General features: G+C 59.8%; 27 protein-coding genes, 1 tRNA gene and 1 pseudogene. 21 read left to right on the top strand and 8 right to left on the bottom strand.

Translation table 11 applies throughout. The features are described 5' to 3' along the window. Positions 1–4: 4 nt before the first annotated feature. The 3 genes and pseudogenes from P5704_021310 to P5704_021320 all read right to left on the bottom strand — a co-directional run bounded on the left by P5704_021310 (position 5) and on the right by P5704_021320 (position 4216). Positions 5–1720, bottom strand: coding sequence for a proline--tRNA ligase (locus P5704_021310; protein ID WOF78517.1), 1716 nt, complete (start codon positions 1718–1720; stop codon positions 5–7). A 165-nt stretch (positions 1721–1885) separates the two neighbouring features. Further along, positions 1886–3055: pseudogene (locus tag P5704_021315) on the bottom strand (OprD family porin). 7 nt (positions 3056–3062) lie between these two features. After that, positions 3063–4216 (bottom strand): IS3 family transposase gene (locus P5704_021320; protein WOF78518.1). Its coding sequence is split into 2 segments (ribosomal slippage): positions 3063–3970 and positions 3970–4216, totalling 1155 coding nucleotides; the frame shifts between segments, so codons are not numbered across the junction. A 567-nt stretch (positions 4217–4783) separates the two neighbouring features. On the opposite strand from P5704_021320, the gene P5704_021325 reads away from it, so the two are divergent. Then, complete coding sequence (locus P5704_021325; GenBank protein WOF78519.1) at positions 4784–5206, top strand: HIT domain-containing protein; 423 nt, start codon at positions 4784–4786, stop codon at positions 5204–5206. Positions 5207–5209: 3 nt separating this feature from the next. Further along, positions 5210–5416, top strand: coding sequence for a SlyX family protein (locus tag P5704_021330; protein ID WOF78520.1), 207 nt, complete (start codon positions 5210–5212; stop codon positions 5414–5416). 56 nt (positions 5417–5472) lie between these two features. Here the strand turns inward: P5704_021330 and P5704_021335 are convergent, their stop codons facing one another. Next, positions 5473–6072 carry a cold-shock protein gene (locus P5704_021335; GenBank protein WOF78521.1) on the bottom strand — a complete coding sequence of 200 codons (600 nt, stop codon included), beginning with the start codon at positions 6070–6072 and terminating at the stop codon, positions 5473–5475. 271 nt (positions 6073–6343) lie between these two features. Next, positions 6344–6814 (bottom strand): Dps family protein, encoded by a 471-nt coding sequence (locus tag P5704_021340; GenBank protein ID WOF78522.1) that lies wholly within the window; start codon positions 6812–6814, stop codon positions 6344–6346. Between the two features lie 348 nt (positions 6815–7162). On the opposite strand from P5704_021340, the gene aspS reads away from it, so the two are divergent. From aspS to nadA, 17 genes are all read left to right on the top strand, one after another. Beyond that, on the top strand, positions 7163–8938 hold the full coding sequence (gene aspS / locus P5704_021345) for an aspartate--tRNA ligase (GenBank protein ID WOF78523.1): 1776 nt from the start codon (positions 7163–7165) through the stop codon (positions 8936–8938). Between the two features lie 153 nt (positions 8939–9091). After that, positions 9092–9841: a YebC/PmpR family DNA-binding transcriptional regulator gene (locus tag P5704_021350; GenBank protein ID WOF78524.1), complete on the top strand. Its 750-nt coding sequence runs from the start codon at positions 9092–9094 to the stop codon at positions 9839–9841. A 167-nt stretch (positions 9842–10008) separates the two neighbouring features. Further along, positions 10009–10533 (top strand): crossover junction endodeoxyribonuclease RuvC, encoded by a 525-nt coding sequence (gene ruvC / locus P5704_021355; protein ID WOF78525.1) that lies wholly within the window; start codon positions 10009–10011, stop codon positions 10531–10533. 73 nt (positions 10534–10606) lie between these two features. Further along, positions 10607–11212, top strand: a complete 606-nt coding sequence (gene ruvA, locus P5704_021360; GenBank protein ID WOF78526.1) for a Holliday junction branch migration protein RuvA — start codon at positions 10607–10609, stop codon at positions 11210–11212. A gap of 3 nt (positions 11213–11215) precedes the next feature. Next, the gene (gene ruvB / locus P5704_021365; GenBank protein ID WOF78527.1) at positions 11216–12268 is read left to right on the top strand and encodes a Holliday junction branch migration DNA helicase RuvB; all 1053 of its coding nucleotides are present in this window, start codon (positions 11216–11218) and stop codon (positions 12266–12268) included. Positions 12269–12319: 51 nt separating this feature from the next. Further along, entirely contained in the window at positions 12320–12763 is a 444-nt protein-coding gene (gene ybgC / locus P5704_021370; protein WOF78528.1) for a tol-pal system-associated acyl-CoA thioesterase, read from the top strand. 2 nt (positions 12764–12765) lie between these two features. Beyond that, positions 12766–13458 carry a protein TolQ gene (gene tolQ, locus P5704_021375; protein ID WOF78529.1) on the top strand — a complete coding sequence of 231 codons (693 nt, stop codon included), beginning with the start codon at positions 12766–12768 and terminating at the stop codon, positions 13456–13458. Positions 13459–13469: 11 nt separating this feature from the next. Continuing rightward, positions 13470–13910: a protein TolR gene (tolR, locus tag P5704_021380; GenBank protein WOF78530.1), complete on the top strand. Its 441-nt coding sequence runs from the start codon at positions 13470–13472 to the stop codon at positions 13908–13910. After that, positions 13910–14911: a cell envelope integrity protein TolA gene (gene tolA / locus P5704_021385; GenBank protein WOF78531.1), complete on the top strand. Its 1002-nt coding sequence runs from the start codon at positions 13910–13912 to the stop codon at positions 14909–14911. The genes tolR and tolA overlap by 1 nt, the downstream gene beginning before the upstream one ends. Beyond that, on the top strand, positions 14908–16209 hold the full coding sequence (gene tolB, locus P5704_021390) for a Tol-Pal system beta propeller repeat protein TolB (protein ID WOF78532.1): 1302 nt from the start codon (positions 14908–14910) through the stop codon (positions 16207–16209). Before tolA ends, tolB begins: the two co-directional genes overlap by 4 nt. Positions 16210–16255: 46 nt before the next feature. After that, complete coding sequence (pal, locus tag P5704_021395; protein WOF78533.1) at positions 16256–16759, top strand: peptidoglycan-associated lipoprotein Pal; 504 nt, start codon at positions 16256–16258, stop codon at positions 16757–16759. Between the two features lie 6 nt (positions 16760–16765). Next, the gene (ybgF, locus tag P5704_021400) at positions 16766–17578 is read left to right on the top strand and encodes a tol-pal system protein YbgF (GenBank protein ID WOF78534.1); all 813 of its coding nucleotides are present in this window, start codon (positions 16766–16768) and stop codon (positions 17576–17578) included. Positions 17579–17698: 120 nt separating this feature from the next. Then, positions 17699–18340, top strand: a complete 642-nt coding sequence (gene queE / locus P5704_021405; protein ID WOF78535.1) for a 7-carboxy-7-deazaguanine synthase QueE — start codon at positions 17699–17701, stop codon at positions 18338–18340. Positions 18341–18397: 57 nt separating this feature from the next. Next, positions 18398–19072 (top strand): 7-cyano-7-deazaguanine synthase QueC, encoded by a 675-nt coding sequence (gene queC / locus P5704_021410; protein ID WOF78536.1) that lies wholly within the window; start codon positions 18398–18400, stop codon positions 19070–19072. 109 nt (positions 19073–19181) lie between these two features. Continuing rightward, positions 19182–19257 (top strand) — tRNA-Lys (locus P5704_021415). Positions 19258–19459: 202 nt separating this feature from the next. Beyond that, entirely contained in the window at positions 19460–20956 is a 1497-nt protein-coding gene (locus P5704_021420; protein WOF78537.1) for an acetyl-CoA hydrolase/transferase family protein, read from the top strand. 240 nt (positions 20957–21196) lie between these two features. Next, positions 21197–22255 carry a quinolinate synthase NadA gene (nadA, locus tag P5704_021425; protein WOF78538.1) on the top strand — a complete coding sequence of 353 codons (1059 nt, stop codon included), beginning with the start codon at positions 21197–21199 and terminating at the stop codon, positions 22253–22255. A 40-nt stretch (positions 22256–22295) separates the two neighbouring features. On the opposite strand, the gene P5704_021430 is transcribed toward nadA, so the two are convergent. Then, on the bottom strand, positions 22296–23726 hold the full coding sequence (locus P5704_021430) for a M48 family metalloprotease (GenBank protein WOF78539.1): 1431 nt from the start codon (positions 23724–23726) through the stop codon (positions 22296–22298). A gap of 110 nt (positions 23727–23836) precedes the next feature. Between P5704_021430 and P5704_021435 the strand changes: the two genes are divergently transcribed. Next, positions 23837–24088 (top strand): sulfurtransferase TusA family protein, encoded by a 252-nt coding sequence (locus P5704_021435; GenBank protein WOF78540.1) that lies wholly within the window; start codon positions 23837–23839, stop codon positions 24086–24088. A 21-nt stretch (positions 24089–24109) separates the two neighbouring features. Next, positions 24110–25186 (top strand): AI-2E family transporter, encoded by a 1077-nt coding sequence (locus P5704_021440; GenBank protein WOF78541.1) that lies wholly within the window; start codon positions 24110–24112, stop codon positions 25184–25186. Positions 25187–25218: 32 nt separating this feature from the next. On the opposite strand, the gene P5704_021445 is transcribed toward P5704_021440, so the two are convergent. Together P5704_021445 and P5704_021450 are read right to left on the bottom strand one after the other, a co-directional pair. After that, complete coding sequence (locus P5704_021445) at positions 25219–25692, bottom strand: peroxiredoxin (protein ID WOF78542.1); 474 nt, start codon at positions 25690–25692, stop codon at positions 25219–25221. Positions 25693–25713: 21 nt separating this feature from the next. After that, the gene (locus P5704_021450) at positions 25714–26274 is read right to left on the bottom strand and encodes a glycine cleavage system protein R (GenBank protein ID WOF78543.1); all 561 of its coding nucleotides are present in this window, start codon (positions 26272–26274) and stop codon (positions 25714–25716) included. Positions 26275–26461 lie beyond the last annotated feature (187 nt).

Here is a 26461-nt window from a genome sequence, read left to right on the forward strand (position 1 = left end):
CCGATCAGCGATGAGCACGCGAGTTGATGAAGGACAGGATGTCAGCAGTCGCGACTGGCTGAGGCTGCGCGTCGCGGCGGTGTTTGTATTCCAGAGTGCCGTCGGCCAGCCCGCGATCGCTGATGACAATGCGGTGCGGGATGCCGATCAGCTCCATGTCGGCGAATTTGACGCCGGGGCTGGTCTTTTTGTCACGATCGTCGAGCAGCACTTCGTAACCTGCTGCGGTGAGTTCGGCGTAGAGTCGGTCGGTAGCCTCACGAACCGCTTCATTTTCGTACTTCATCGGTACCAGGGCGATCTGGAAAGGCGCGAGCGCGTCTGGCCAGAGAATGCCGCGGTCGTCGTAGTTCTGCTCAATCGCCGCGGCAACCACGCGGGATACGCCGATGCCGTAGCAGCCCATGATCAGAGTGGCCGGTTTGCCGTTCTCGCCCATCACCCGGCAGTTCATCGTCTCGCTGTACTTGGTGCCCAGCTGGAAGATATGGCCGACCTCGATACCGCGTTTGATTACCAGATTCCCCTGTCCGTCCGGGCTCGGATCACCGGCAACCACATTACGCAGATCGGCGATCTGCGGTAGCGGCAGGTCCCGCTCCCAGTTCAGGCCGAAGTAGTGCTTGTCGTCGACGTTGGCGCCGGCACCGAAGTCGCTCATCAGCGCGACAGAACGGTCGATCACACAGGGAATCGTCAGGTTTAGTGGGCCCAGCGAGCCGGGACCCGCGCCAATGGCAGTACGGATTTCCGCTTCCGAGGCGAATACCAGCGGGCTGGCAACCTGCTCCAGGTTGGCGGCTTTGATCTCGTTGAGTTCGTGGTCGCCGCGTACGATGAGGGCGATCAGTTGGCCTTCTTCGACGCCATGAACGACCAGCGTTTTTACCGTTTTCTCGATTGCGAGGCCGAACTGCTCTACGAGTTCGATGATCGTCTTGGCATTCGGTGTGTCTACCAGGCGCATTTGTTCGCTTGGTGCCGCACGATCGGTTTCGCGCGGAATGGCTTCGGCCTTCTCGATGTTGGCGGCGTAGTCGGAGGTGTCGCTGAACGCGATGTCGTCTTCGCCAGACTCGGCCAGTACGTGGAACTCGTGCGAGCCGGTTCCGCCGATGGAGCCGGTGTCGGCTTGCACCGGGCGGAAGTCGAGCCCGAGGCGAGTGAAGACATTGCAGTACGCCTCGTGCATGCGGTCGTAGGTTTCCTGTAGCGATTCCTGGGACAGGTGGAAGGAGTAGGCGTCCTTCATCAGGAACTCGCGGCCGCGCATGAGGCCGAAGCGCGGACGGATTTCGTCGCGGAATTTGGTCTGGATCTGATAGAAGTTGATCGGCAGCTGCTTGTAGCTGTGAAGCTCGTTGCGCGCCAGGTCGGTGATGACCTCTTCGTGGGTGGGGCCGACACAGAATTCGCGATTGTGGCGGTCCTTCAGGCGCAGCAGCTCCGGGCCGTACTGCTCCCAACGGCCGGATTCCTGCCAGAGCTCGGCTGGTTGAATGGCCGGCATCAGCACTTCCAGGGCGCCTGCCTTGTTCATTTCATCGCGGACGATGGCCTCGGCCTTTCGCAGCGCACGTAGCCCCATCGGCATCCAGGTGTAGAGACCGGACGCCAGCTTGCGAATCATTCCGGCACGCAGCATCAGTTGGTGACTGATGACCACTGCATCGGATGGGGTTTCTTTGAGGGTCGAGAGCAGGAACTGACTGGTGCGCATGTGGCCGTTGTGTCCTTGCAGAAGGGGCTGGAATTTGGCTCGGCATTGTACGGCGCGCGCATTGCGGCGTACAGGACGGGGCGCGCCGCGCTTGGTGTGCCGCGAAACGAAAGAGCCCGGCTTTCGCCGGGCTCCGTTTTGCATCGAATGGTCCGAGCGCCTGGGTTACAGGATGCTCAGCGGGTATTCGATGAATGCGCGGATCTCGTTCAGATCCGGGCTGTAGTAGTCACGCATGTCACTGTTGGAGCGGTAGATCGAGTTACGCAGTTTCAGCGACAGATCTTTCGCCGGGCCGCTCTGTACGACGTATTGAACCTGGTTGAAGAACTCGCGCTCTTTACCTTCGCCAGTGCCGGTGTCTACGTTGTCGCCGTAGACATAAGCGGTTTTCCAGAACAGACCAGGAACACCGTAGCCGCCGAAGTCCAGCTCGTAGCTGGCCTGCCAGGAACGTTCGTCCTTGGAATTGAAGTCGGAGTAGTAGGAGTTGGCTACCCAGATGGAGCTGCCGCCGTCGCCGATGTCATAGCGATAGTCACCGTCACCGGTAACGCGCTGGTGGGCGAGGATAAAGGCGTGCGCGCCAGTCGAGTACTTGGCTGAGAGACTCCAGATGGTGGTGTCTTCGGTTTCGCCAAATGTTTCTTTGTCGTACTTGTTGTCGTAGATGTTGAAGTCGAACGCGAGCGACTGATCGCCGCCGAACGGCATAACGTAATTGACGTTAGCGTACTTCTTCTTGGCAACGTCTTCGTTGTCTGCGTAGTAGAGCGAGGCGCTCAGGTTGTCGGTGAATGCGTAGGTACCGCCGACAACATCGATGCTCTTCAGGCCTACGTCATCGCGGCTGGAAGAGGGCATGGAGCTATCTGCGGTGAAGCGGCCAGCATTCAACTCGAGGCCTTCGATTTCGTTGCTGGTGATCAAGGTGCCAGTAAACGACTCGGGTAGCAGGCGGGAATCGTCATAGGCCAGTACCGGCATCATCGGCATCTGGTTGCCGTACTTGATCACGGTGTTGGAGAACTGAGCTTTGATAGCCGCTCCAGCTTGCGACAGGTCACGCTCAGGCTCGTTGTTGGAGTCGCGCTCGAACATGGCGCCGTAGCTATAGCCCTTGCCACCATCGAGACGCACACCCAGCAGGCCATAGGCATCGACGCCTACGCCGATGGTGCCTTGGGTAAAGCCGGATTCGAAGGTAGTGATGAAGCCCTGGCCCCAGCTGCGTACGTCGCCGGCGCCATCCTTGTAATCACGGTTGTAATAAGTATTGCGCAGCAACAGATCCAGGCTCGCATCTTCGACGAATCCCTTGGACTCCGACTGCTGGCGGGTTCTACCCCATTTCCACGGACGGTTTGAAAAGGGCTGAAAACTTCAGATCTTGCCGGGCGACTCTACGACGCATTCGTGGGTTATGAAACCGCTCGATGTAGTCGAATAAATCCGCCCGTGCTTCATCACGAGTTCGATACGACTGATGGGCAACGCGCTCCCGTTTGAGCTGACCGAAGAAGCCTTCGCAGGCAGCGTTGTCGCCGCAATGCCCGACTGCACTCATGCTGCAGACCAGCGTGTTGCGATTCAGAAAGCGCTGGTAGTCAGCACTGGTGAATTGGCTGCCGCGATCCGAATGCAGGATCACTGACCAGTCACCCTGGCGCTGCCAGATCGCCATCTCCACCGCTCGAATCACCATCTGCCGATCCTGACGGTGATGCATCGACCAACCGATCACCAGCTTGCTGTACAAGTCGAGCACCACGCATAGGAAGAGTTTGCCTTCCAGTGTGGCTATTTCCGTGATGTCCGTGACCCACTTGCGCTCCGGTTCCTGCGCAGTGAAATCGCGCTCCAGCAGGTTTTTCACGCCTGCTGGACGCCCGCTGGCGACTCTTCCAAAGCCACGCCTCTTGCGGCGTGGCCAACCTTGAATTCGCTCAGCCGCCATCAGGCGAGCAACGCGGTTCAGGCTGACGGTTTCGCCCTCGTCGAGCAGATCCTCGTGCATCCGGGGCGCTCCGATCACACCACGGCTGTCCTCGTGAATCTCCCGAATGCGCCTTACCAGGCGTGCATTCTCTTGAGTTCGCGGGCTTGGATCACGATCCTGCCAGGCGTAATAGCCACTGGCAGAAACCTTCAGGCAACGGCACATCAGACGTACCGGGTACTCGTTGCGGCAGCGCTGGATCACCGTGTACCGCTCGATGATTCCCTGGCAAAGTACGCTGCCGCGTCTCTTAAAAAATCACGTTCCTTGGTCACCCGGGCCAACTCACGCTTGAGGCGGGCCAGCTCCTCATCTCGCGGACTACCGGTTCCGGGAAAGGCCTTTTCTGTGCCTGGTTGTGCTTCTCGAACCCAGCGTGTGAGCAGGTTCGGAGCTACACCAATCTCCAGGGCCACTTGTCGACAGCTCGCCCCTGAACGACGAACCAACTCGATGGCTTCCCGCTTGAATTCAGGACTGTATTTCTTGCGCTTCATGAACACTCCTTCAGCTCGGTATGAGCTTACTCGAAAGTGTCCGTGCTAACGGGGTAGAACCCGGCTGGCCAACGCCATCTGGGAGGTGCCCGCCGATACGGCCAGGGCGATTACGCTCCACTTCATCACTTTCATTGTGATTGCTCCTTTGGTTTAAAAACGGTGCTTACCTTGCCGCGGATGGGCGGAAAGGGTGCAACTTCTTAGTCCCGCATCAGGCTTTAGCCAATTTTGGCCGCTCTCGCGAAAAGCCATCCAGAGAATGTACTGTTTAGCCCTAGTGCAATGCTAGAGCAAGCTGTGTGACGCTGACTGCGGTGTTTTGAAGCTGCCCTAGCTTTCGCGTAGATCATCTAGCAAGAATCGTACTCAAAGTTCGTGGCTGAGCTGATCGGGCTTTTGCGGAGGAAATATTGGGGTCGCATTGCACTGAAAGGCAGCGCGTTTTCCCGGGATGGGCACCAAACTTGTGCGTGGTTGCCAGGTTGTCGTCTCGGATGTCTCAGGTATTCTTTTTACCTATTCCTATGGCGTATTTACGCGGCCTTGCTTCGCGAGAGGAGTCTTATGTTTGTACTTGATTCACGTCTGGAGCAGGACACATTGCTGCTTGGTGACTTTCCGCTCTGTCGATTGCTGTTGATGAACGACTCGCAGTACCCCTGGTTCATCCTGGTGCCGCGTCGAGAAGAGCTCAGTGAGTTGTTTCAGCTGGACGCGGCTGATCAGCTGGCGCTGTGGAAGGAGACCACTGCGCTGGCCGAGACCGTCAAGGACACCTTTGGCGCCGACAAAATGAATGTCGCCACGCTCGGCAACGTCGTCGGGCAGCTGCATATGCATGTCATTGCGCGGCGACGGGATGATGCCGCTTGGCCTGCGCCGGTGTGGGGCAGGCATCCGGCGAAGCCTTACAGTGATGAGCAGGTGGCTGCTATCAGAAACAAGCTGAAGTTGGTCCTGACCGATCACTTTCGTTTCGGAGAATGACCTGTGGACCTTGAGGCGAGGGTGATGGATCTGGAAACGCGTCTGGCGTTTCAGGACGATACGATTCAGGCGCTGAACGACGTGCTCTTCGAGCAACAGCGGACCATGGAGCGTCTGCAGCTTCAGTTGCGTGCACTGGCGAAACGTCAGGAGGAAATGCAGGTTCCAATGGACGCTGGCGAGGACGAGGCGCCGCCACCGCATTATTGAATCGTGGAAACGGGGCGAAGTGGTCGACTTCGTCCCGTGGCAGCTTCTCGGTCGGTCTACTCGACCGGGACAACGTCTTCGGCCTGCAGTCCCTTGTCCCGCATCATGATGGTGAACTCCACGCGCTGGCCCTCGACCAGGATGCGGTGTCCTTCGCCGCGGATGGCGCGAAAGTGGACGAACACGTCATCTCCGCTGTCCCTGGAAATGAATCCGAACCCCTTGGATGTATTGAACCATTTCACGGTGCCGGCCTCGCGCCCTGCTGCGGACGGCGCGCGGGTGTTCGTGCGAGCCGGTTTCACCTGCTTGCTCAGGCCACGGGGCGTGGCGAGGTGCAGCAGTACGGCCACAAGAGCGAGCAGTAGGCTGGCGAGTGTGGCGGGCTGGCCGGCGATCTGCGGCACAGCTACGAGTACGATGACGGCCTGTAGCGCGATAGACAGGAGCAGTAGTGCTGATGCGGCGATGACGACTGGCCGGGTGCGGCTGTCGATCAACTGGGCGGACGGGGCGAATTGAGCGTTCAGCAGGCCGAGCATCAGCAGGCACAGGGCATCGGGCTGCAGCAGTAATGGCATCGCGCCGCGCAGGCTTGGAACGAAGGACAACAGCAGGGCAATGACGCCCGCCAGAACATGGACGATCTTTAACATTCTTGTATGGCTCACGGTTGATAACGCGACAGAAGAAGCCGCAGGCCTGGAGCTCGTGGAAAACGTTCGTCGGTCAGGGGCTGAACACTGTTCGAGAAACCGCGCGGGTCCGGGCTGCAGCGCGGCGTATTTAACAGGAAAGGAGGAGGGGGCTCAAATGAGCGTGCTTCGCTGTTGTGGCTTGGGGGTGGAGAATGCCTGGCATCGCGCTGTTTTGCTGCAGATGTTGCGGTCTGGGCGGAACGCCTAACGGCACTCCGCCCAGCCGAGCTTAGGCCGAAAGCAGGCTGCGCAGCATCCACGCCGTTTTTTCATGGCTCTGCATGCGCTGAGTCAGAAGGTCGGCGGTCGGCTCGTCGTTGACCTTGTCCAGCAGCGGGAAGATGCCGCGAGCGGTTCGTACAACCGCTTCCTGGCCTTCGACCAGCAGCTTGATCATCTCCTCGGCAGAAGGGACGCCCTCCTCTTCCTTGATCGAGCTCAGGCGAGCGTATGCCGCGTAGGTGCCTGGAGCCGGGAAACCCAGCGTGCGGATGCGTTCGGCAATGTCGTCCACGGCGATGGCGAGTTCGGTGTACTGGGTTTCGAACATGGTGTGCAGCGTGTTGAACATCGGCCCTGTAACGTTCCAGTGGAAGTTGTGGGTCTTCAGATACAGGGTGTAGGTGTCGGCGAGCAGGCGCGATAGGCCCTCGGCGATGGCTGCCCGGTCCTGTTCGGCGATGCCAATGTTGATTTCCATGTTTTTCTCCTAGTGGGATGGTTCAGCCGTTAGTTATGCCAGAAAAATGCGTGGCGTTGTGAAGCGATACGTTTCTGGCCGAATGCTCATCCTTGGAAGGCTCTGATCGATTCAGGGTTCCATCACCGGCTCGATTTCGAGTTGGCGAGGGCAACGGCTGCGCCGCGGTGATTATGTCGATATAATCCCGCGCTTGTGCCTGGCGGTCCCAGCGCGTGCTGCGGCGCCCGGCGTCATATGCGGTATCGCGTACGGTACATGCCGCTTGCGCAGAGCAGCCACGGTCCTGTCAGTCTGTCGCGGCTCTGGCGCCCCATCGAATTCAAGATACGAGAAGCGAACTTCACCATGATGCGCAGCCACTATTGCGGCCAATTGAACGAAAGCCTGGACGGCCAGGAAATCACTCTTTGCGGCTGGGTACATCGCCGTCGTGACCACGGCGGGGTGATCTTCCTCGACGTGCGTGATCGTGAGGGCCTGGCTCAGGTGGTCTTCGATCCGGATCGCGCCGAAACCTTCGCGACCGCCGACAAGGTGCGTAGCGAGTATGTAGTGAAGATCACCGGCAAGGTCCGCCTGCGCCCGGCTGGTGCGGTGAACCCGAATATGGCTTCCGGTGCCATTGAGGTGCTGGGCTACGAGCTGGAGGTGTTGAACGACGCCGAAACCCCGCCGTTCCCGCTCAACGAATACAGCGATGTGGGCGAGGAGACGCGACTGCGCTATCGCTTCATCGACCTTCGTCGCCCGGAAATGGCCGAGAAGCTCAAGCTCCGCTCGCGTATCACCGCCAGCATTCGTCGTTATCTGGATGATAACGGCTTTCTTGATGTGGAAACCCCGATCCTGGGTCGCCCGACGCCCGAAGGTGCGCGTGACTATCTGGTGCCGAGCCGCACCCATGCCGGTAATTTCTTTGCCTTGCCGCAATCGCCGCAGCTGTTCAAGCAGTTGCTGATGGTTGCCGGTTTCGACCGCTACTATCAGATCGCCAAGTGCTTCCGCGACGAAGACCTGCGCGCCGACCGCCAGCCCGAGTTCACCCAGATCGACATCGAGACCAGCTTTCTCGAGGAAGCGGACATCATCGGTATCACCGAAGGCATGATCCGCAAGTTGTTCAAGGAAGTGCTGGATCTGGAGTTCGGCGAGTTCCCGCACATGCCGTTCGAAGAGGCGATGCGCCGTTACGGCTCGGACAAGCCCGACCTGCGCATCCCGCTGGAGCTGGTGGATGTTGCCGATCAGCTCAACGCTGTCGAGTTCAAGGTGTTCTCCGGTCCGGCCAATGATCCGAAAGGCCGCGTCGCTGCGCTGCGCGTTCCGGGCGCGGCGAGCATGCCGCGCAGCCAGATCGATGACTACACCAAGTTCGTCGGCATCTATGGCGCCAAGGGGCTGGCCTATATCAAGGTCAACGAACGTGCCAAGGGCATCGAGGGCCTGCAGTCGCCGATCGTCAAGTTCATTCCCGAGGACAACCTCAATGTGATCCTCGATCGCGTCGGTGCGGTCGATGGCGACATCGTCTTCTTCGGTGCGGACAAGGCGAAGATCGTTTCCGAGGCCCTGGGTGCGCTGCGCATCAAGATCGGTCACGACCTCAAGCTGCTGACCTGCGACTGGGCGCCGCTGTGGGTGGTCGACTTCCCGATGTTCGAAGAGAACGATGACGGCTCGCTGAGCGCGCTGCACCACCCGTTCACCGCGCCGAAGTGCACGCCTCAGGAACTCGAGGCCAACCCGGCTGCGGCGCTGTCGCGCGCCTACGACATGGTGCTCAACGGTACCGAACTGGGTGGCGGTTCGATCCGTATCCATCGCAAGGAAATGCAGCAGACCGTGTTCCGTATTCTCGGGATCGATGAAGCCGAGCAGGAAGAGAAGTTCGGTTTCCTCCTCGATGCGCTGAAGTTCGGTGCTCCGCCACATGGCGGTCTGGCCTTCGGTCTGGATCGCCTGGTGATGCTGATGACCGGTGCGCAGTCGATTCGTGAAGTGATTGCCTTCCCGAAAACCCAGAGTGCGGCGGACGTCATGACCCAGGCGCCGGGTGCGGTGGACAGCAAGGCGTTGCGCGACTTGCATATCCGTCTGCGCGAGCAACCGAAGGCGGAGTAAGCGCTACCCGAAGCCTGGCTCTGCCAGGCTTCTTCGTCTTGCGGCTGTGAGTTGCGAGACGTTACGGCGATAGCCGGCAGCTGTCTTGATCGAGTGATGACAGGCGGAGCCGGCTATCGAGATTTCTGATTCAGTCGAAGAATGGAGTGAGTTATGGCTGGTCATTCCAAGTGGGCCAACATCAAGCACCGCAAAGAGCGCCAGGACGCCAAGCGGGGCAAGATCTTTACCAAACTGATCCGTGAGCTGACCGTGGCGGCCAAGCATGGCGGCGGCGTGCCGGCGGACAACCCGCGTCTGCGATTGGCGGTGGACAAGGCGCTGACCGCCAACATGTCGCGTGACGTCATCGATCGCGCCATTGCGCGAGGCGCAGGCTCCAGCGAAGCGGACAACATGACCGAGCTGAGCTATGAGGGTTACGCGCCAAGCGGCGTGGCGATCATCATCGAGGCCATGACCGACAACCGTAACCGGACTGCGGCCGAAGTGCGTCACGCCTTCAGCAAGAACGGCGGCAACCTCGGTACTGACGGCTCGGTCGCCTACATGTTCGATCGTAAAGGCCAGATCAGCTATGCGCCGGGCGTCGATGAGGATGCGTTGATGGAGGCGGCGCTGGAGGCGGGTGCCGACGACGTGGTCAGCCAGGAGGATGGGTCGGTCGAGGTCTACACGAGCTTCGCGGATTTCCTCTCGGTCAACGAAGCACTGACGGAAGCTGGATTGCGCGGTGACGAAGCAGAAGTGGCGATGATTCCTTCCATCATGGCGCCCATCACCGACGTCGAGACGGCGCAGAAGGTCTTGCGGCTCATCGATGCGTTGGAAGATCTGGATGACGTGCAGAACGTCTATCACAACGCGGAAATCTCCGACGAGATCATGCAGCAGTTGGGCTGAATGTCGTGGTGTCCGCAGCCGGGAGCTCACAACTGGGCCCCCGGCTTTTTTATAGGCGGTGCATTGCTGGCAGCCTAGTGACTATCTGGGCGCATATTGTTGTCGGTGGCGGAGCCGGCAGGGCCTCCGTATACTCGCCACTGGATAAATAGACAGCACGGCACGGCATGACGTTGATTTTGGGTATCGATCCCGGCTCTCGAGTCACCGGCTACGGCGTCGTACGGGACACCGGTCGCGGTTGTGAATACGTTGCCTCTGGCTGCATACGTACCGGCACCGGTGAGTTGCCTGATCGCTTGCGTGCCGTTTTCAGTGGTGTGAGCGAGGTCATTCGAACCTACGGCCCGGTGACGATGGGTATCGAGCAGGTCTTCATGGCGCGCAACGCCGATTCGGCACTCAAGCTTGGGCAGGCCCGGGGCGCGGCCATTGTTGCAGGCGCCGAGGCGGGCCTGCAGATCGCGGAGTACACCGCGACGCAGGTCAAACAGGCCATCGCCGGAACAGGCGGGGCTGACAAGCAACAGGTGCAGATGATGGTCATGCACCTGCTCAAGCTGCTGGAAAAGCCGCAGATCGATGCCTCTGACGCGCTGGCCATTGCGTTGTGCCATGCGCACCACCGGCAGAGCCTGATTCCGCACGGCCTGGTCGGAGCCAAACGGCGAGGCGGGCGGCTGCGTCTGTAGCCGACGCAAACATTTCTATTTGGCGAATAAGCGATTGGTCGTCGCATGCGCGCTGGCCATGGAGGATTCAGGATTGATCGGACGTTTGCGCGGTACGCTGGCGGAAAAACAACCGCCGCATCTGATTCTCGATGTGAACGGCATCGGCTATGAGGTCGAGGTGCCGATGACGACGTTGTATCGCCTGCCTACGGTCGGCGAGCCGGTGACCCTGCATACGCACCTCGTTGTGCGTGAAGACGCTCAACTGCTTTATGGCTTCGCCGAGAAACGCGAGCGCGAGCTGTTTCGCGAACTGATCCGTTTGAACGGCGTGGGGCCCAAGCTGGCACTTGCATTGATGTCCGGGCTGGAAGTCGATGAGCTGGTGCGATGTGTGCAGGCGCAGGACACTTCGGTATTGGTGCGCATACCGGGTGTCGGCAAGAAGACCGCCGAGCGGCTTCTGGTGGAGTTGAAGGATCGCTTCAAGGCGTGGGAGAGCATGCCCGCGATCGCGACCTTCGTTGTTGAACCCGGGAGCAAAACGGCAGTCACAAGCGCCGAGAATGATGCGGTCAGCGCATTGATCTCCCTGGGCTTCAAACCGCAGGAAGCCAGCCGTGCAGTATCCGCCATACAGGAAGATGATTTGAGCAGTGAAGAAATGATCCGTCGCGCCCTCAAGGGCATGGTGTAAGCCATGATCGAAGCGGATCGTATCGTCACGGCAGGCAGTCGCGATCGCGACGAACAACTGGATCGTGCCATTCGGCCACTCAAGCTGGCCGAGTATATCGGTCAGCCCGTCGTGCGCGAGCAGATGGATCTGTTCATTCGCGCGGCCAAGGGCCGCCAGGAAGCGCTCGATCACACGCTCATCTTCGGTCCGCCGGGGCTGGGCAAGACCACGCTGGCGAACATCATCGCGGAAGAGATGGGGGTGTCGATCAAGAGCACGTCCGGGCCGGTGCTTGAGCGGCCGGGTGACCTGGCCGCGTTGCTGACCAATCTGGAGGCCGGCGACGTCCTGTTCGTTGATGAGATCCACCGTCTTTCGCCCATCGTCGAGGAAGTGCTGTATCCGGCGATGGAGGATTTCCAGCTGGACATCATGATCGGCGAGGGGCCTGCGGCTCGCTCGATCAAGCTGGATCTGCCGCCGTTCACCCTCGTGGGCGCCACTACGCGGGCCGGCATGCTGACCAATCCGTTGCGTGATCGATTCGGTATCGTCCAGCGCCTGGAGTTCTATTCCACCGAGGATCTGGCGACCATCGTCAGCCGTTCCGCCGGTATCCTCGGCCTGCCGACCGAGCCTGAGGGGGCGTTCGAGATTGCCCGTCGGGCGCGAGGGACGCCGCGCATCGCTAACCGCCTGCTACGCCGTGTACGAGATTTCGCCGAAGTGCGGGGTCGTGGCGAGATCACCCGGCAGATTGCCGATCTCGCCTTGAATATGCTCGACGTCGATGAACGAGGCTTCGATCATCAGGATCGCCGGTTGCTGTTGACGCTTATCGAGAAGTTCGATGGTGGTCCGGTGGGCATCGACAGCCTGGCTGCCGCGATCAGTGAAGAGCGGCATACCATCGAGGATGTGCTCGAGCCGTACCTCATCCAGCAGGGCTATATCATGCGCACGCCGCGCGGCCGGGTCGTGACGCGTCATGCCTACCTCCATTTCGGCCTCAATCTGCCCAAGCGCATGAGTGATGCGCCGACGCCGGATCTGTTCGATGGCGACATAGTTTGAAGAAAATATTGTTCTGTTACCCGATTGGCATTTACAGGGCCGAGCACTAGTATGCGCGCGCAAGTCGGAGCTGAAATCTTCACCCACCGCTGTCGAGTCTATTACGAGGACACCGATGCGGGCGGCATTGTCTACTACGTCAATTACCTCAAATTCATGGAGCGAGCTCGTACCGAGCGGTTGCGCAGCCTGGGATTCGCCCAGTCGCAGCTGGCCGGTGAGGACTTGCTGTTCGTCGTGCATTCGGTCGAAGCCCGCTACCGCGCGCCGGCTCGCCTGGACGATGAATTGCTGGTGACGGCCGAGGTGGTTGAGTTGAATCGCGCCAGTCTGCGGTTTCGTCAGCAGGTCCGACGCGCACTGGATGATGTTCTGCTTTGTGAGGGGCAGGTGCTGGTTGCCTGCGTGCGTGCCGAAAGTTTGAAACCCCGAGCCATCCCCGAAGCGCTGCGTGTCGCCTTCGCCGGCTCGGGTCTATCCCCTGCAGGAGAGTAAGCGTGGAAGCCAACGTCGATCACATGTCCATGTGGAGCCTGATCAGCAACGCCAGCTTCGTGGTGCAGCTGGTCATGCTGATTCTGGTGGCCGCATCGGTCACCTCATGGATTCTGATTTTCCAGCGCGGCAGTATGCTGCGTGCTGCAAAGCGAGCACTCGATACCTTCGAAGAGCGCTTCTGGTCCGGTATCGACCTGTCCAAGCTGTATCGCCAGGCAGGTAGTAACCCGGATCCGGATTCCGGTGTCGAGCAGATCTTTCGTGCCGGCTTCAAGGAATTTTCCCGTCTGCGTCAGCAGCAGGGTGTCGATCCCGATGCGGTCATGGATGGAGTCAACCGCGCCATGCGCGTGGCGATTTCCCGTGAAGAGGAAAAGCTCGAGCAGAGCTTGCCATTCCTGGCCACTGTTGGCTCCACCAGCCCTTACATCGGCCTGTTCGGTACCGTCTGGGGGATCATGAATTCCTTCCGCGGTCTGGCTCAGGTCCAGCAGGCAACGCTAGCGACTGTGGCGCCAGGCATCGCCGAAGCGCTGATCGCTACGGCAATCGGTTTGTTTGCCGCGATTCCAGCGGTGATCGCCTACAACCGTTTCGCTGCGCGGGGCGAGATGCTCATCGGTCGTTATTACACCTTCGCCGATGAGTTCCAGGCCATCCTCCACCGCAAAGTTCACACCACCGAAGACTGAGGCCCACGGCCATGGCCAGAATCCGCAACAGACGCAAGCCCGTCGCCGAGATGAACGTGGTGCCTTACATCGATGTGATGCTGGTGCTGCTGGTCATCTTCATGGTCACGGCGCCGATGCTCAATCAGGGCGTCAAGGTCGATCTGCCCAAGGTCAGCAGCGAAGCCTTGCCGCAGGATAACGACAAGCAGGTGCTGACCATATCCATCAAGGCTGACAAGACCTATTACTGGAACGTCGGTAGCGAGGTCGATACCGACAGCAAGGGCAACGAGGCCGTCGCATTGGCAGACATGACGCAGGCTGTCGTCGCCATCATGCGACAGCGCCCGGATACCCAGGTGTTCATCCGTGGCGACCGCGCGGTGGATTACGGCTCGGTGATGGAGGCCATGGGTGGTCTGCAGGAAGCCGGCGTAGGTAATGTCGGTCTGATCACCGAGGTGCCTTGATGCAGCAGCGTGAGTCATCGCCTTCGCAGAGCTACTTCTGGCCAACCGTGCTGGCGGTTGGGCTGCACGTCATCATTTTCGGCATGCTGTTCGTCAGTTTTTCGATGACGCCCGAGCTGCCGCCGTCCAAGCCGATCGTCCAGGCCACCTTGTATCAGTTGAAGTCGCAGAGCCAGGCGACGACTCAGACCAATCAGAAGATTGCCGGCGAAGCGAAGAAGACTGCTGCCAAGCAGTTCGAAAGCGAACAGATGGAGCAGCGCAAGGTCGAGCAGGAGAAGCAGGCCGCTGCAGCCCGCGCTGCGGAACAAAAGAAGGCGGAAGAGGCTCGAAAGGCCGATGCGGCAAAAGCCGCAGCCGATAAAGCGGCTGCGGCGAAAAAAGCCGAGGAAGCCAAGAAGGTCGAGCAGCAGAAGCAGGCTGACATCGCCAAGAAAAAGGCTGCTGAAGAACTGGCCAAGAAAAAGGCAGCCGAGGAGGCCAAGAAGAAGGCCGCTGAAGAAGCCAAGCGCAAGGCGGCAGAGGAGGCGAAGAAGAAGGCCGCCGCCGAAGCAGCCAAGAAAAAAGCTGCTGAAGATGCCAAGAAGAAGGCTGCGGCGGAAGCCGCGCGCAAAGCGGCAGAAGACAAGAAGGCTCAGGCGCTTGCCGAGCTGCTGTCGGATACCACTGAGCGCCAGCAGGCACTGGCTGACACGCAAGGCGATCAGGTCGCCGGTAACTTTGACGACCTGATTCGGCTACGCGCTGCAGAAGGCTGGACACGTCCACCGTCGGCGCGCAACAACATGACCGTGCAGCTCCAGGTAAACATGCTTCCGGATGGCACCATCACCAACGTCAGTGTCTCCAGGTCGAGCGGTGACGTGCCATTCGACAACTCTGCGGTTGCCGCAGTGAAGAACATCGGTCGGTTGACGGAAATGCAGGGCCTGAGCCCGCAGGAATTCCAGCCTTACCGATCATTCAAAATGACATTCACGCCTGAGGATCTTGCGTTGTGATCAACTACCTTCGAGGTCTACTTGTTCTGCTTTGCTGCCTGGCGGGGATAGCGGTGGCGCAGGAAAAAAACATTGTCGTGACCAGTGGTGCAGACCGTGCGATTCCTATCGCGGTCGTTCCATTCGGCTGGCAGGGTGGCACCGTCCTGCCTGAAGACATGGCGGAAATCGTCGGCAACGACTTGCGCAATTCCGGTATTTTCCAGCCCATTCCGCGGCAGAACATGATCAGCATGCCGACCCGCGGCAGCGAGATCATCTATCGCGACTGGAAGGCGCTGGGCGCCCAGTACGTGATGGTCGGCAACATCGAGCCGGCCGGTGGCCGCCTTCAGGTCCGTTACGAAGTGTTCAACGTAACGACCGAGCAGCAGGTAATGACAGGAACCGTCGGCGGCTCCCCGGATCAGTTGCGCGACATGGCGCACCATGCGGCGGACCAATCCTTCGAGAAGCTCACTGGTATCAAGGGCGCATTTTCCACTCGCCTGCTGTATGTAACGGTCGAGCGGCTGGGCGGCGCGAACACGCGCTACACCCTGCAGCGTTCGGATTATGACGGTGCGCGGGCGGTGACTCTGCTGCAATCGCGCGAACCCATCCTCTCCCCGCGTTATTCACCGGACGGACGTCGTATTGCCTATGTGTCCTTCGAGCAGAAGCGGCCACGTATTTTCATTCAGCACATCGATACAGGTCGCCGTGAACAGGTCACCAACTTCGAAGGTTTGAACGGTGCGCCGGCATTCTCGCCAGATGGCAATCGCCTGGCATTCGTACTGTCGAAAGATGGCAATCCGGAAATCTATGTGATGGACCTCGGCTCGCGGCAGTTGCAGCGCCTGACCAATCACTACGCGATCGATACCGAACCCTTCTGGGGAGCTGATGGTCAGACCATCTATTACACCTCTGACCGTGCTGGCAAGCCTCAGGTCTACAAGCAACGGCTGGGCAGCAATTCGGCTGAGCGTGTGACGTTCGTTGGCAACTACAACGCCAACCCGAAATTGTCGGCTGACGAGAAAACACTGGTCATGATCCATCGCCAGGACGGCTACACCAACTTTAAGGTTGCTGCGCAGGACTTGCAGCGCGGCAATCTGCGAATACTCTCGGATACCAGTCTGGATGAATCGCCCACTGTTGCGCCTAATGGCACCATGCTAATCTACGCCACCCGCCAGCAGGGCCGGGGAGTCTTGATGCTCGTGTCCATCAATGGGCGCGTTAGGCTCCCGCTTCCTACAGCTCAAGGCGAAGTCCGAGAGCCGTCCTGGTCCCCTTACCTGAACTGATGCGGTATCAACGCTTTTAATCAAAACACACCTGGGGTTGTTACAAATGGAAATGCTGAAATTCGGTAAGTTCACCGCTCTGGCTCTGGCCATGGCTGTTGCTGTCGGTTGTTCCTCCAAGGGCGGCGACGATTCGGGCGAAGGTTCGGGCGCGATCGATCCGAATGCTGGTTACGGTGCTGATTCCGGCTCCGTCGATAGCAGCATGAGCGAAGAAGCCGCTCTGCGCGCCATCACCACCTTCTACTTCGAGTACGACAGTTCCGACCTGAAGCCGGAAGCCATGCGCGCTCTGGACGTTCACGCCAAGGATCTGAAAGGCAACGGCGCTCGCGTCGTACTGGAAGGCCACACTGACGAGCGTGGTACCCGTGAGTACAACATGGCTCTGGGCGAGCGTCGCTCCAAGGCCGTACAGCGTTACCTGGTCCTGCAGGGCGTTTCCCCGGCTCAGCTGGAACTGGTTTCCTACGGCGAAGAGCGTCCGGTTGCCATGGGTAACGACGAGCAGTCCTGGGCTCAGAACCGTCGCGTCGAACTGCGTAAGTAATTCGTCATGCGTAAGTACCGTCATGCTCTGACTTTTACAGTGCTCGCGCTGCCGCTGATGGCGGCAGCTCAAGTGCCGGTGGTGGATTACGAAGAGGGTGCCGCTGGCGGCAACTCGGGTTACTCCACCGCCGCGCCGAGCGGTGACGGTGCCTATGCCGGAGGTGGAGCCACCGCTCCATCTTCGGCGCAGGGCATGCTCTTCATGCAGCTGCAGCAGATGCAGGAAGAGATCGCGCAACTGCGCGGCATGCTCGAGGAACAACAGAATCAGCTCCAGCGCCTGCAACAAGAGGGGCTGGAGCGCTACCAGGATCTGGACCGCCGTCTATCGAGCGGGGCCGCGTCAGGCAATCAGCCTGCTTCGTCCGGCAATACGGCTGCGTCGGCTGGAAGTTCGGCACCTGCCAGTGCCAGCCAGGGGCAGTCGCAAAGCGCATCGGCCGATCCTGCAAAGGAAAAGCTCTATTACGATGCGGCTTTCGACCTGATCAAGGCGAAGGATTTCGACAAGGCCAGCCAGGCTTTCGCGGCGTTCCTGCGCAAGTACCCTGACAGTCAGTACGCTGGCAACGCCCAGTACTGGCTTGGCGAGGTCAACCTGGCAAAGGGTGATCTGCAAGGGGCCGGCCAGGCATTTGCTCGAGTGAGCCAGGCATATCCGCAGCACAACAAGGTGCCGGATTCGCTCTACAAGCTGGCAGATGTGGAAATCCGTCTGGGTAACCGGGACAAGGCGCAGGGCATTCTGCGTGAGGTCATCGCCCGGTATCCGAATACATCGGCTGCACAATTGGCTCAGCGTCAGCTCAATCGCTGAATCACGCTGGCGACACTGAACGAAACCCGCCCATCGCGCGGGTTTTTTCGTTAGAATCGCCGCCCCTATTTCCCGCAACGGAGGCGGATGGCCTGTTTAGCCGTCACGCCCGTGGCTGATATGACCCTGCGAATCACCGAGATTTTCTACTCGCTGCAGGGGGAGACGCGGACCAGTGGATTGCCTACTGTGTTCGTTCGCCTGACCGGCTGTCCCCTGCGCTGTCAATATTGCGATACCGCCTACGCGTTCAGCGGCGGAGAGCTTATGACGCTCGATGCGATCGTCGAGCGGGTTGCCTCCTACAGCCCTCGTTACGTCTGCGTGACCGGTGGCGAGCCGCTGGCGCAGCCCAACTGTGTGCCTTTGCTGCAGCGACTGTGCGATGCGGGATATGAGGTTTCACTGGAGACCAGTGGTGCACTCGACATCTCCGCGGTGGATGAGCGCGTCAGTCGTGTAGTGGACCTGAAAACACCGGGTTCCGCCGAGGTGGCGCGTAATCGCTACGAGAACATCGCCTGCCTTACACGCAACGATCAGGTCAAGTTCGTCATCTGTTCTCGCGAGGATTATGACTGGGCTGTCAGCAAGCTGATCGAGTACGGACTGGATCGGCGTGCCGGAGAAGTGTTGTTCTCACCGAGTCACGGCCAGGTTGATGTTCGTGCGCTTGCGGACTGGATCGTCGCCGACAATCTGCCGGTGCGCTTGCAGCTTCAGCTGCACAAGATTATCTGGAACGACGCGCCCGGCCACTGAATCGCTGGCATGGCGGCCCGCCCCGGGTCGTGACCACAGTTTTGAAGGTATCGCGAAATGAACGAGAAGAAAGCAGTCATCCTGCTGTCCGGCGGGCTTGATTCGGCCACGGTGGTCGCCATGGCCCGTGCTCAGGGCTACGCCTGTTACACCATGAGCTTTGACTACGGCCAGCGTCATCGCGCCGAACTGCAGGCAGCCGAACGTGTTGCCCGGCAACTTGGTGTGGTCGAGCACAAGGTGATCGGTCTGAGTCTCAACGGCATCGGCGGCTCGGCGTTGACCGACGAAAGCATCGATGTGCCTGAGGCGCCGGGTGAAGGTATTCCGGTCACATACGTCCCGGCGCGCAATACCGTGTTTCTCTCATTGGCCCTTGGCTGGGCCGAGGTGCTGGGTGCTCGAGATATTTTCATTGGCGTCAATGCTGTCGACTACTCGGGCTACCCGGATTGTCGGCCGGAGTTCGTTGCCGCATTCGAGCGAATGGCCAATTTGGCCACCAAGGCTGGCGTGGAAGGGCTGGGGTTTCGCATTCAGGCGCCACTACAGGAGATGAGCAAGGCGCGGATCGTGCAGGAGGGGGCTCGTCTGGGCGTGGACTATGCAGCTACGGTTTCCTGCTATCAGGCCGACGCGGATGGGCGTGCTTGTGGTAAGTGCGACAGTTGTCGGTTGCGCGCTGCTGGTTTTGCCGAGGCGGGGTTGGTTGATCCCACTCGCTACTTCTGACCTCCCTGCGCCAGCGCTGGGTGGGGTATCGTCAAGCCAAGCGCTCGCGAATTTTTTTCAAAAAAAAGTTTGTTTTCATCAATCAAATCAGTATCATGCGCCCCGCATTGGGTCGTTAGCTCAGTTGGTAGAGCAGTTGGCTTTTAACCAATTGGTCGTAGGTTCGAATCCTACACGACCCACCAGACGCAGCTCCGCTTGGAGCGAATAAACCGGAGGCCTTTCAGGCGCTCCGGTTTTTTTATGCCAGCTATTTCGTATCGCATTACTTGACTGCCACGTTTGGCCATAAGTGGAGTTTTGCTCTACGACCTTAGTAGGTGACTCAAGCGTTTTTAAACGTAATAGACTGCGACCTTCCTGATTGTCCGTTGGTTCGAGGCTCAAATGTATTCTGATCGCATCCGCTTGTCCTCTCTGCAGAACAAGGTCATGAGCGCCCAAGAGGCTGCTTCCCTTATTCGCGACGGCATGACCGTTGGCATGAGCGGCTTCACCCGTGCGGGCGAAGCCAAGGCCGTACCCCTCGCGCTGATCGACCGTGCCAAGGACGAGAAGCTGCAGATCAGCCTGGTCACTGGTGCCAGCCTGGGTAACGATCTCGATGGCAAGATGGCTTCTGCAGGGCTGCTGGCCCGTCGCATGCCGTTCCAGGCCGATCCGGCACTGCGCAAGGCGATTAACGCAGGTGAGGTCATGTTCATCGACCAGCATCTGTCGCACACCGTCGAGCAGATGCGTAATCATCAGATCAAGCGCCCCGACGTCACCATCGTCGAGGCGCTGTGCATCACCGAGGAGGGCCACATTGTCCCGACCACTTCCGTGGGTAACTCGGCGAATCTGGCCATGTTTGCCGATCAGGTAATCATTGAGCTGAACCTTGCCCACAACCTGAACTTGGAAGGTCTGCACGACATCTACTTCCCGGGTGAGCGTCCAAACCGCGGTCCGATTCCTTTGACCAACGTCGCCGATCGTCTTGGCGTGACCTCGATTCCGGTCGATCCGGCCAAGATCGCCGCCATCGTCATCACCAATCAGCCGGACTCCTACTCCACCGTCACTCCGCCGGACGAAGAAACCCAGGCCATCGCCAACCATCTGGTCGAGTTCTTCAAGAGCGAAGTCGAAGCCGGCCGTATGGCGAAGAACCTCGGCCCGATGCAGGTCGGTATCGGCAACATCGCCAACGCCGTGATGTGCGGTCTGATCGATTCGCCGTTCGAAGACCTGGTGATGTACTCCGAAGTGCTGCAGGACTGCACCTTCGAGCTCATCGATGCGGGCAAGATGACCTTTGCTTCCGGTTGCTCCATCACCCTGTCCGAGCGCTGCAATGATCGCGTGTTCGGCAACCTGGAAAAGTACAAGGAAAAGCTGATTCTGCGTCCGCAGGAAATCTCCAACCATCCTGAGCTGGTGCGTCGTCTTGGCATCATCGGCATCAACACCGCGCTCGAGTTCGACATCTATGGCAATGTCAACTCCACTCACGTGGGTGGCACCAAGATGATGAACGGCATCGGCGGTTCGGGCGATTTCGCACGTAACGCGCACCTGGCTATCTTCGTGACCAAGTCGATTGCCAAGGGCGGCAACATCTCCAGCGTCGTGCCGATGGTTGCTCATGTCGACCACACCGAGCATGACGTCGAGATCCTGGTGACCGAGCAAGGCCTGGCTGATCTGCGTGGCCTCGCTCCGCGCGAGCGCGCCCGCGTGATCATCGACAACTGTGTACATCCGTCCTACCGTGATGCGCTGAACAAGTACTTCGACGATGCCTGCAAGAAGGGCGGTCAGACCCCGCACCTGCTGGGCGAGGCGATGCAGTGGCACATCAACCTGGAAGAACGCGGACACATGCTCAAGGGCGAGTGATCCAAAAGAACCGCCGGCTGATGCCGGCGGTTTTCGTTTGGCAGGGTGCAATGCCCTGCTTTTTACGGCGTTTACCGTGCTTTCCCTTTTGTGGAGGCTTCGGCTAGTATTCCTGCCCCGTTGAAAGGCAGGAGGCGTGTCTGAACCCTGCGCGCCTCGTCTCTACCGAGAAGCCCGAATGCCCGGTCTAGGCCGTTATACTTGGCGCTTCGTGCAATCCCGTGCTGGCAGGACCCGTCCATGACGCAGATACCCGAACGCATCCTCGTGCAGGCTCACCTGGCAGCCAAGCAGCCCAGGCCGCTTACGCCTGAGCAGGAAGCGCAGCTGCGCAGTGAGATAGCTGCCGAGTTGAAGCGCCAGAATGCGGTGCTGGTGGCGCATTACTACACCGATCCGGTGATCCAGGCATTGGCCGAGGAAACCGGTGGCTGCGTCTCCGACTCACTGGAAATGGCGCGCTTCGGCAACGAGCATCCGGCCCAGACCGTATTGGTCGCCGGCGTCAAGTTCATGGGCGAGACGGCGAAGATTCTCAATCCGGAGAAGCGTGTGCTCATGCCCACGCTCGAGGCGACCTGTTCCCTCGATCTGGGTTGCCCTGTCGAAGAGTTTTCGGCTTTCTGCGATCAGCATCCAGAGCGCACCGTGGTGGTCTATGCCAACACGTCGGCGGCGGTGAAGGCGCGCGCTGACTGGGTGGTGACATCCAGTTGTGCGCTTGAAATCGTCGAAAGCCTGATGGATAACGGCGAAAAGATCATCTGGGCACCGGACAAGCATCTGGGCAACTACGTACAGCGCGAGACCGGTGCCGACATCCTGCTCTGGGATGGCGCTTGTATCGTCCATGAAGAGTTCAAGGCCAAGCAGTTGGCTGACATGAAGGCGCTATACCCGGATGCCGCGATTCTGGTTCATCCTGAGTCCCCGCAGGCCGTGGTCGAACTCGCCGATGCGGTAGGTTCGACCAGTCAGCTGATCAAGGCCGCGCAGACCTTGCCGCAGCAGACGCTCATCGTCGCTACGGATCGTGGCATCTTCTACAAAATGCAGCAGTTGTGCCCAGAAAAAACATTCATCGAAGCGCCAACCGCCGGTCAGGGTGCAGCCTGCCGAAGCTGTGCGCATTGCCCCTGGATGGCGATGAACACGCTAGAGCGGACCCTGGAATGCCTGCGCGCTGGCAGCAATGAAATCTTCGTCGATCCGGCGATCATTCCGCGCGCGGTGAAGCCACTCAAGCGAATGCTCGATTTCACCCAGGCCGCGCGGCTGAAGCAGGCTGGCAACGCCTGATCCTTAGCATCGGCGCTGAGCGTTCAGCGCCGTTTTCAATTTAGCGCAGCATGCCCTCGACCATGCGCTTCTCTTCGATCAGCTGTTTCTGGCGTGCGTCGATCCGTGATGCGATCTGGAAGTTGCTGGCGCGACGCTTAGCCAGGTCGAGCTGCTCGATGCCCTGGTCATAGTCGCCTACCAGAGCGAAATACTCCGCGCGTGCCTGATGCAGGCCAACAATGTTACCGCTCAGCCCACGCACTTCGGCGACCTGATACCAGATATCGGGATCCTGGCGGCGCTGCGCCACCAGCTTGTCCAGTTCGCGCTCGGCTTGCTGCGTCTCGCCCCTTTCCATCAGAAGGTCGATGTGCATCTGGCGCACCGGATAGTTGCCCGGATACAGCTGCAGCAAGCGCTGCAAGCGGGTCTGCGCCTGCTGCAACCGGTTGGCGGTGATGTCGAGTTCGATCTGCGCGAGGTTGTAGGTGATGTCGTCCGGTGCCTTGGCTAGCAACGGAGCAAGGCTGCTGTTCGCTTCGTCGAGCTGCCCAGCTTTGACTTGCGCGAGCGCAAGGCCATAGCGTGCGGCATCCATTTGTGGATTTTCGCTGAGCATGGCGCGGAATCGCTTGGCCTCGACGCCCGGTGTTCTTTCGAACTTCAGTTGCGTTCGAGCGCGCATCAGCTGATAGCGCAGGCTGTCCTGTGCGCCACCCTCGGGATACTGTTCCGCCCGGTTGGTGGTATCAGCGATGCGTGATTCGCTGACCGGGTGTGTCAGCAGGAATTCCGGCGGCTTCTGGTCGTAACGATACTGGCGCATGAGGCGGCCAAACATCGATGGCATCGCACGCGGGTCGTAGCCGGCCCGCTCGAGGTTGACGATGCCGATGCGATCGGCCTCCTGTTCGTTCTGCCGGGAAAAGCGGCGCTGGGCCTGGATGGCTGCGGCCTGGGTGGACACGATGGCGGCGATGCCGGCATCACCTGCGCCGGCAGCGGCTGCGACGACGCCGGCGAGCATGGCGGCCATCAGAGGCAGCTGCATGCGCTGCTGCGCTTCCAGGCCGCGGGCGAAATGGCGCTGCGACAGGTGCGCCAGTTCGTGTGCCATTACCGATGCATATTCGGCTTCGGTCTGGGCATAGATGAACAGGCCGCCGTTGACGCCTATGATTCCGCCGGGAGCAGCGAAGGCATTCAGCTGGGGGCTGTCCAGCAGGACGAACTCAAGGCGGCGATCCTGCAGCTGACTGGTCTCGGCCAGGCGATAGACGCTGCTTTCGACATAGTCCTTGAGCTGCGGGTCCGAGAGCTGGCTCACCTGTCCGCGTAGCAGGCTGAGCCATGCCCGACCGAGCTGGTGCTCCTGTTCAGGGGAAACGATGGCGGAACTGGCGTCGCCTAGTGAGGGCAGGTCATTGGCCAGCGCCGGCTGGGCGGTCAGGCAGGCGAGCGTGAGCAGGGCAGGGCGCAGCAATTTCATCCAGACAGGCTCGTTGAAGTGAGAACGGCTACTGTAGCCTTGACCTTGGCCGGCTGGCCAGAGCCCCGCAGTGCTAGGTATGCTGCGAGGCTTTTCTGTGGAGGCGAACCATGACCGAAGCTCGACCGCAATCGCCCGAATGCGATGCCGAACTGGATGCCGTTGGGCTCGACTGCCCCATGCCTTTGCTTAAGGCCAAGCTGGAACTGAACCGGATGTCCAGCGGCGCTGTGCTCAAGGTCATTGCCAGCGATCCGGGTTCGCAACGGGACTTCCGCAGCTTCGCCAAACTGGCCGGTCATGCATTGCTGCATGAAGAGGTCGAAGATGGTCTTTATCGCTACTGGCTGCGCAAGGCCTGACGATTCGCTTCGAGGAATAAAATGCTCAAGGTATTACGCGGCTGGATGCAGCGTTACTTCTCCCATGAGGAGGCGGTGGTTCTTGCGGTCCTATTGTTTCTGGCTTTCGCCGCCGTCCTGATTTTTGGCCGGATGCTGGCGCCGGTACTGGCGGGATTGGTGCTGGCCTTTTTGATGCAGGGGCTGGTGGGTGCGCTGGAGCGGCTGCGAGTGCCGCATCTGCTCGCGGTGTGGCTGGTATTTCTAATGTTCATCGGGGTGATGGTGGTCTGCACGCTGTTCATCGTGCCCTTGCTGTGGCAGCAGGTACTGACCTTGTTCAACGAGTTGCCGCGCATGCTGGTCGAGTGGCAGTCGTTGTTGCTGTTGCTGCCGGAGCGCTATCCGCAGCTGGTGACCGAGGAGCAGGTGCTGCGCGGCATCGACTTCATTCGGAGCGAGATCGGCCGCTATGGCCAGTTGGTGCTGACCTCTTCGCTGTCCAGCCTACCACTGCTGATCGGGCTGATGATCTATCTGGTGCTGGTGCCGATCCTGGTGTTCTTTTTCCTCAAGGACCGGCAGCAGATCAGCGACTGGATCAAGGGCTATCTGCCACGTGAACGTGGACTGATCACTCAGGTCTCGCAGGAAATGAACCTGCAGATCGCCAACTACATCCGTGGCAAAGCCATCGAAATTCTGATCTGTGCCGTGGTGTCGTATGCGGTCTTCGCTGCGCTGGGGCTCAACTATGCCGCGCTGATGGCGATGCTGGTCGGCGTTTCGGTCGTGGTGCCCTATATCGGCGCGACGGTGGTTACCATTCCGATCGCGCTGATCGGGATATTCCAGTGGGGGCTGGGCGACCAGTTCTTCTACCTTATGGTGGCTTACGCAATCATCCAGACGCTGGATGGCAACGTGCTGGTACCCTTGTTGTTCTCCGAGGCGGTGAACTTGCACCCGGTCGCGATCATCTGCGCGGTACTGCTGTTCGGAGGGTTGTGGGGCTTTTGGGGCGTGTTCTTTGCCATTCCCCTGGCGACCTTGTTCAAGGCCGTTCTCAATGCGTGGCCAGGCGAGCCGAAGGCGGGTTTGGTCGAAACGGTCGAGTGACGCGAAAGGGCTGGCGCAGTGGCCAGCCTTTTTCATTCGGCGTTCAGTGCTTGCGCGGCTTGAAGGACTGCCTCAACGTGGCCCGGTACCTTGACCGTGCGCCATTCCTTGCGCAGTATGCCGTTGCGGTCGATGAGGAAGGTGCTGCGATCCACGCCGAGGTACTCCTTGCCATAGAGCTTTTTCAGTTTGATCACATCGAACAGCTGGCAGAGCTGCTCTTCTTTGTCGCTGATCAGTTCGAACGGGAAGCCCTGCTTGGCGCGAAAGTTCTCATGGGTCCTCAGGCTGTCGCGGGAAACGCCGAATACCAGGGTGTTCGCCGCCAGAAAAGCCTGGTGATGATCACGAAAGCCCTGGCCTTCCGTCGTGCAGCCGGGTGTGTTGTCCTTAGGGTAGAAGTACAACACGACCTGCTTGCCGGCCAGCGACTCGAGTTCGATCAGCTGGCCGCTCGTGGCTTGAGCCTGGAAGGGCGGGACGGGACGGTCGATTTCAACGGCCATGTGGGCTCCTGATTACTAATCTCAAGGGTTCTGTGGACGCCAGGGCTCGATCAGTGCGTCGAGGTTCAGTGCGTCGGCAAAGTCGAGGAACTGGTCGCGCAGCCAGCTGATCTGCGTACCCGCCGGAAGCGTGACGGTCAGTGTGGCGTTGAGCATGGTGCCGCCGGTTTGCGGGGCCTGGTAGGTGTCGCAGGTCAGGCTTTCCAGTTCGACGCGATGGTCGATGAAGAACTGACAGAGCTCATTGAGGATGTCGGGGCGAAAGACCGCGCTCACATAAGCCACGTACGGCAGTGCCTGTGGACGGTTTTCCAGCGCCTCGCTGCGCACTACGTTGGCGGTGAAGGCGTGCTTCTTCGCAAGTCCCGGCAGCGTCGTTTCCATCCGGGCCAATGCGTCCCAGCTGCCAGTGACTTCCAGAACCAGCGCACTGCATTCGCCGTGGCGGGTCAGTCGTGTGCTGACAACCGCGCAGCGATTCTCGTTGGCGGCCCGGCAGAGTACGTTGGTCAGCTCCATCGGGTTGGCGCCGAGCGCACTGATGACGAGAAATTGTTCGCGGGGTACAGGGGGGGTGGACATGCAGCATTCCTGGCGGTGGTGAATCGGTCGGCCAGCCAAGCCGAAAACGGCTAAGAGTAGCGAAAACCGAGGGCAGAGGGAATGCGCACTGCCAAATGGCGCCTGTGTCGAGGTGCTCGGCGCCTGGTGCCCTTTGGCTTTGTGCGGCCTGCTTCAGGCTACTCGCAAAGCGCTGGGGAGCCTTGTA

This window comes from Pseudomonas sp. FeN3W (genome assembly GCA_030263805.2).
GTDB lineage: Bacteria > Pseudomonadota > Gammaproteobacteria > Pseudomonadales > Pseudomonadaceae > Stutzerimonas > Stutzerimonas stutzeri_G.

What these genes read in the sequence shown, in the direction of transcription:
- P5704_021440 (WOF78541.1), top strand. Translation starts at nt 24,110, where the DNA reads ATGCTCAAGGTATTACGCGGCTGGATGCAGCGTTACTTCTCCCATGAG.
- P5704_021430 (WOF78539.1), bottom strand. Translation starts at nt 23,726, where the DNA reads ATGAAATTGCTGCGCCCTGCCCTGCTCACGCTCGCCTGCCTGACCGCC.
- tolA (WOF78531.1), top strand. Translation starts at nt 13,910, where the DNA reads ATGCAGCAGCGTGAGTCATCGCCTTCGCAGAGCTACTTCTGGCCAACC.
- ruvB (WOF78527.1), top strand. Translation starts at nt 11,216, where the DNA reads ATGATCGAAGCGGATCGTATCGTCACGGCAGGCAGTCGCGATCGCGAC.
- P5704_021335 (WOF78521.1), bottom strand. Translation starts at nt 6,072, where the DNA reads ATGTTAAAGATCGTCCATGTTCTGGCGGGCGTCATTGCCCTGCTGTTG.
- P5704_021310 (WOF78517.1), bottom strand. Translation starts at nt 1,720, where the DNA reads ATGCGCACCAGTCAGTTCCTGCTCTCGACCCTCAAAGAAACCCCATCC.
- queC (WOF78536.1), top strand. Translation starts at nt 18,398, where the DNA reads ATGAACGAGAAGAAAGCAGTCATCCTGCTGTCCGGCGGGCTTGATTCG.
- ybgC (WOF78528.1), top strand. Translation starts at nt 12,320, where the DNA reads ATGCGCGCGCAAGTCGGAGCTGAAATCTTCACCCACCGCTGTCGAGTC.
- P5704_021325 (WOF78519.1), top strand. Translation starts at nt 4,784, where the DNA reads ATGTTTGTACTTGATTCACGTCTGGAGCAGGACACATTGCTGCTTGGT.
- pal (WOF78533.1), top strand. Translation starts at nt 16,256, where the DNA reads ATGGAAATGCTGAAATTCGGTAAGTTCACCGCTCTGGCTCTGGCCATG.
- P5704_021445 (WOF78542.1), bottom strand. Translation starts at nt 25,692, where the DNA reads ATGGCCGTTGAAATCGACCGTCCCGTCCCGCCCTTCCAGGCTCAAGCC.
- P5704_021350 (WOF78524.1), top strand. Translation starts at nt 9,092, where the DNA reads ATGGCTGGTCATTCCAAGTGGGCCAACATCAAGCACCGCAAAGAGCGC.
- P5704_021420 (WOF78537.1), top strand. Translation starts at nt 19,460, where the DNA reads ATGTATTCTGATCGCATCCGCTTGTCCTCTCTGCAGAACAAGGTCATG.
- tolR (WOF78530.1), top strand. Translation starts at nt 13,470, where the DNA reads ATGGCCAGAATCCGCAACAGACGCAAGCCCGTCGCCGAGATGAACGTG.
- ybgF (WOF78534.1), top strand. Translation starts at nt 16,766, where the DNA reads ATGCGTAAGTACCGTCATGCTCTGACTTTTACAGTGCTCGCGCTGCCG.
- queE (WOF78535.1), top strand. Translation starts at nt 17,699, where the DNA reads ATGACCCTGCGAATCACCGAGATTTTCTACTCGCTGCAGGGGGAGACG.
- nadA (WOF78538.1), top strand. Translation starts at nt 21,197, where the DNA reads ATGACGCAGATACCCGAACGCATCCTCGTGCAGGCTCACCTGGCAGCC.
- aspS (WOF78523.1), top strand. Translation starts at nt 7,163, where the DNA reads ATGATGCGCAGCCACTATTGCGGCCAATTGAACGAAAGCCTGGACGGC.
- ruvC (WOF78525.1), top strand. Translation starts at nt 10,009, where the DNA reads ATGACGTTGATTTTGGGTATCGATCCCGGCTCTCGAGTCACCGGCTAC.
- P5704_021340 (WOF78522.1), bottom strand. Translation starts at nt 6,814, where the DNA reads ATGGAAATCAACATTGGCATCGCCGAACAGGACCGGGCAGCCATCGCC.
- P5704_021435 (WOF78540.1), top strand. Translation starts at nt 23,837, where the DNA reads ATGACCGAAGCTCGACCGCAATCGCCCGAATGCGATGCCGAACTGGAT.
- P5704_021450 (WOF78543.1), bottom strand. Translation starts at nt 26,274, where the DNA reads ATGTCCACCCCCCCTGTACCCCGCGAACAATTTCTCGTCATCAGTGCG.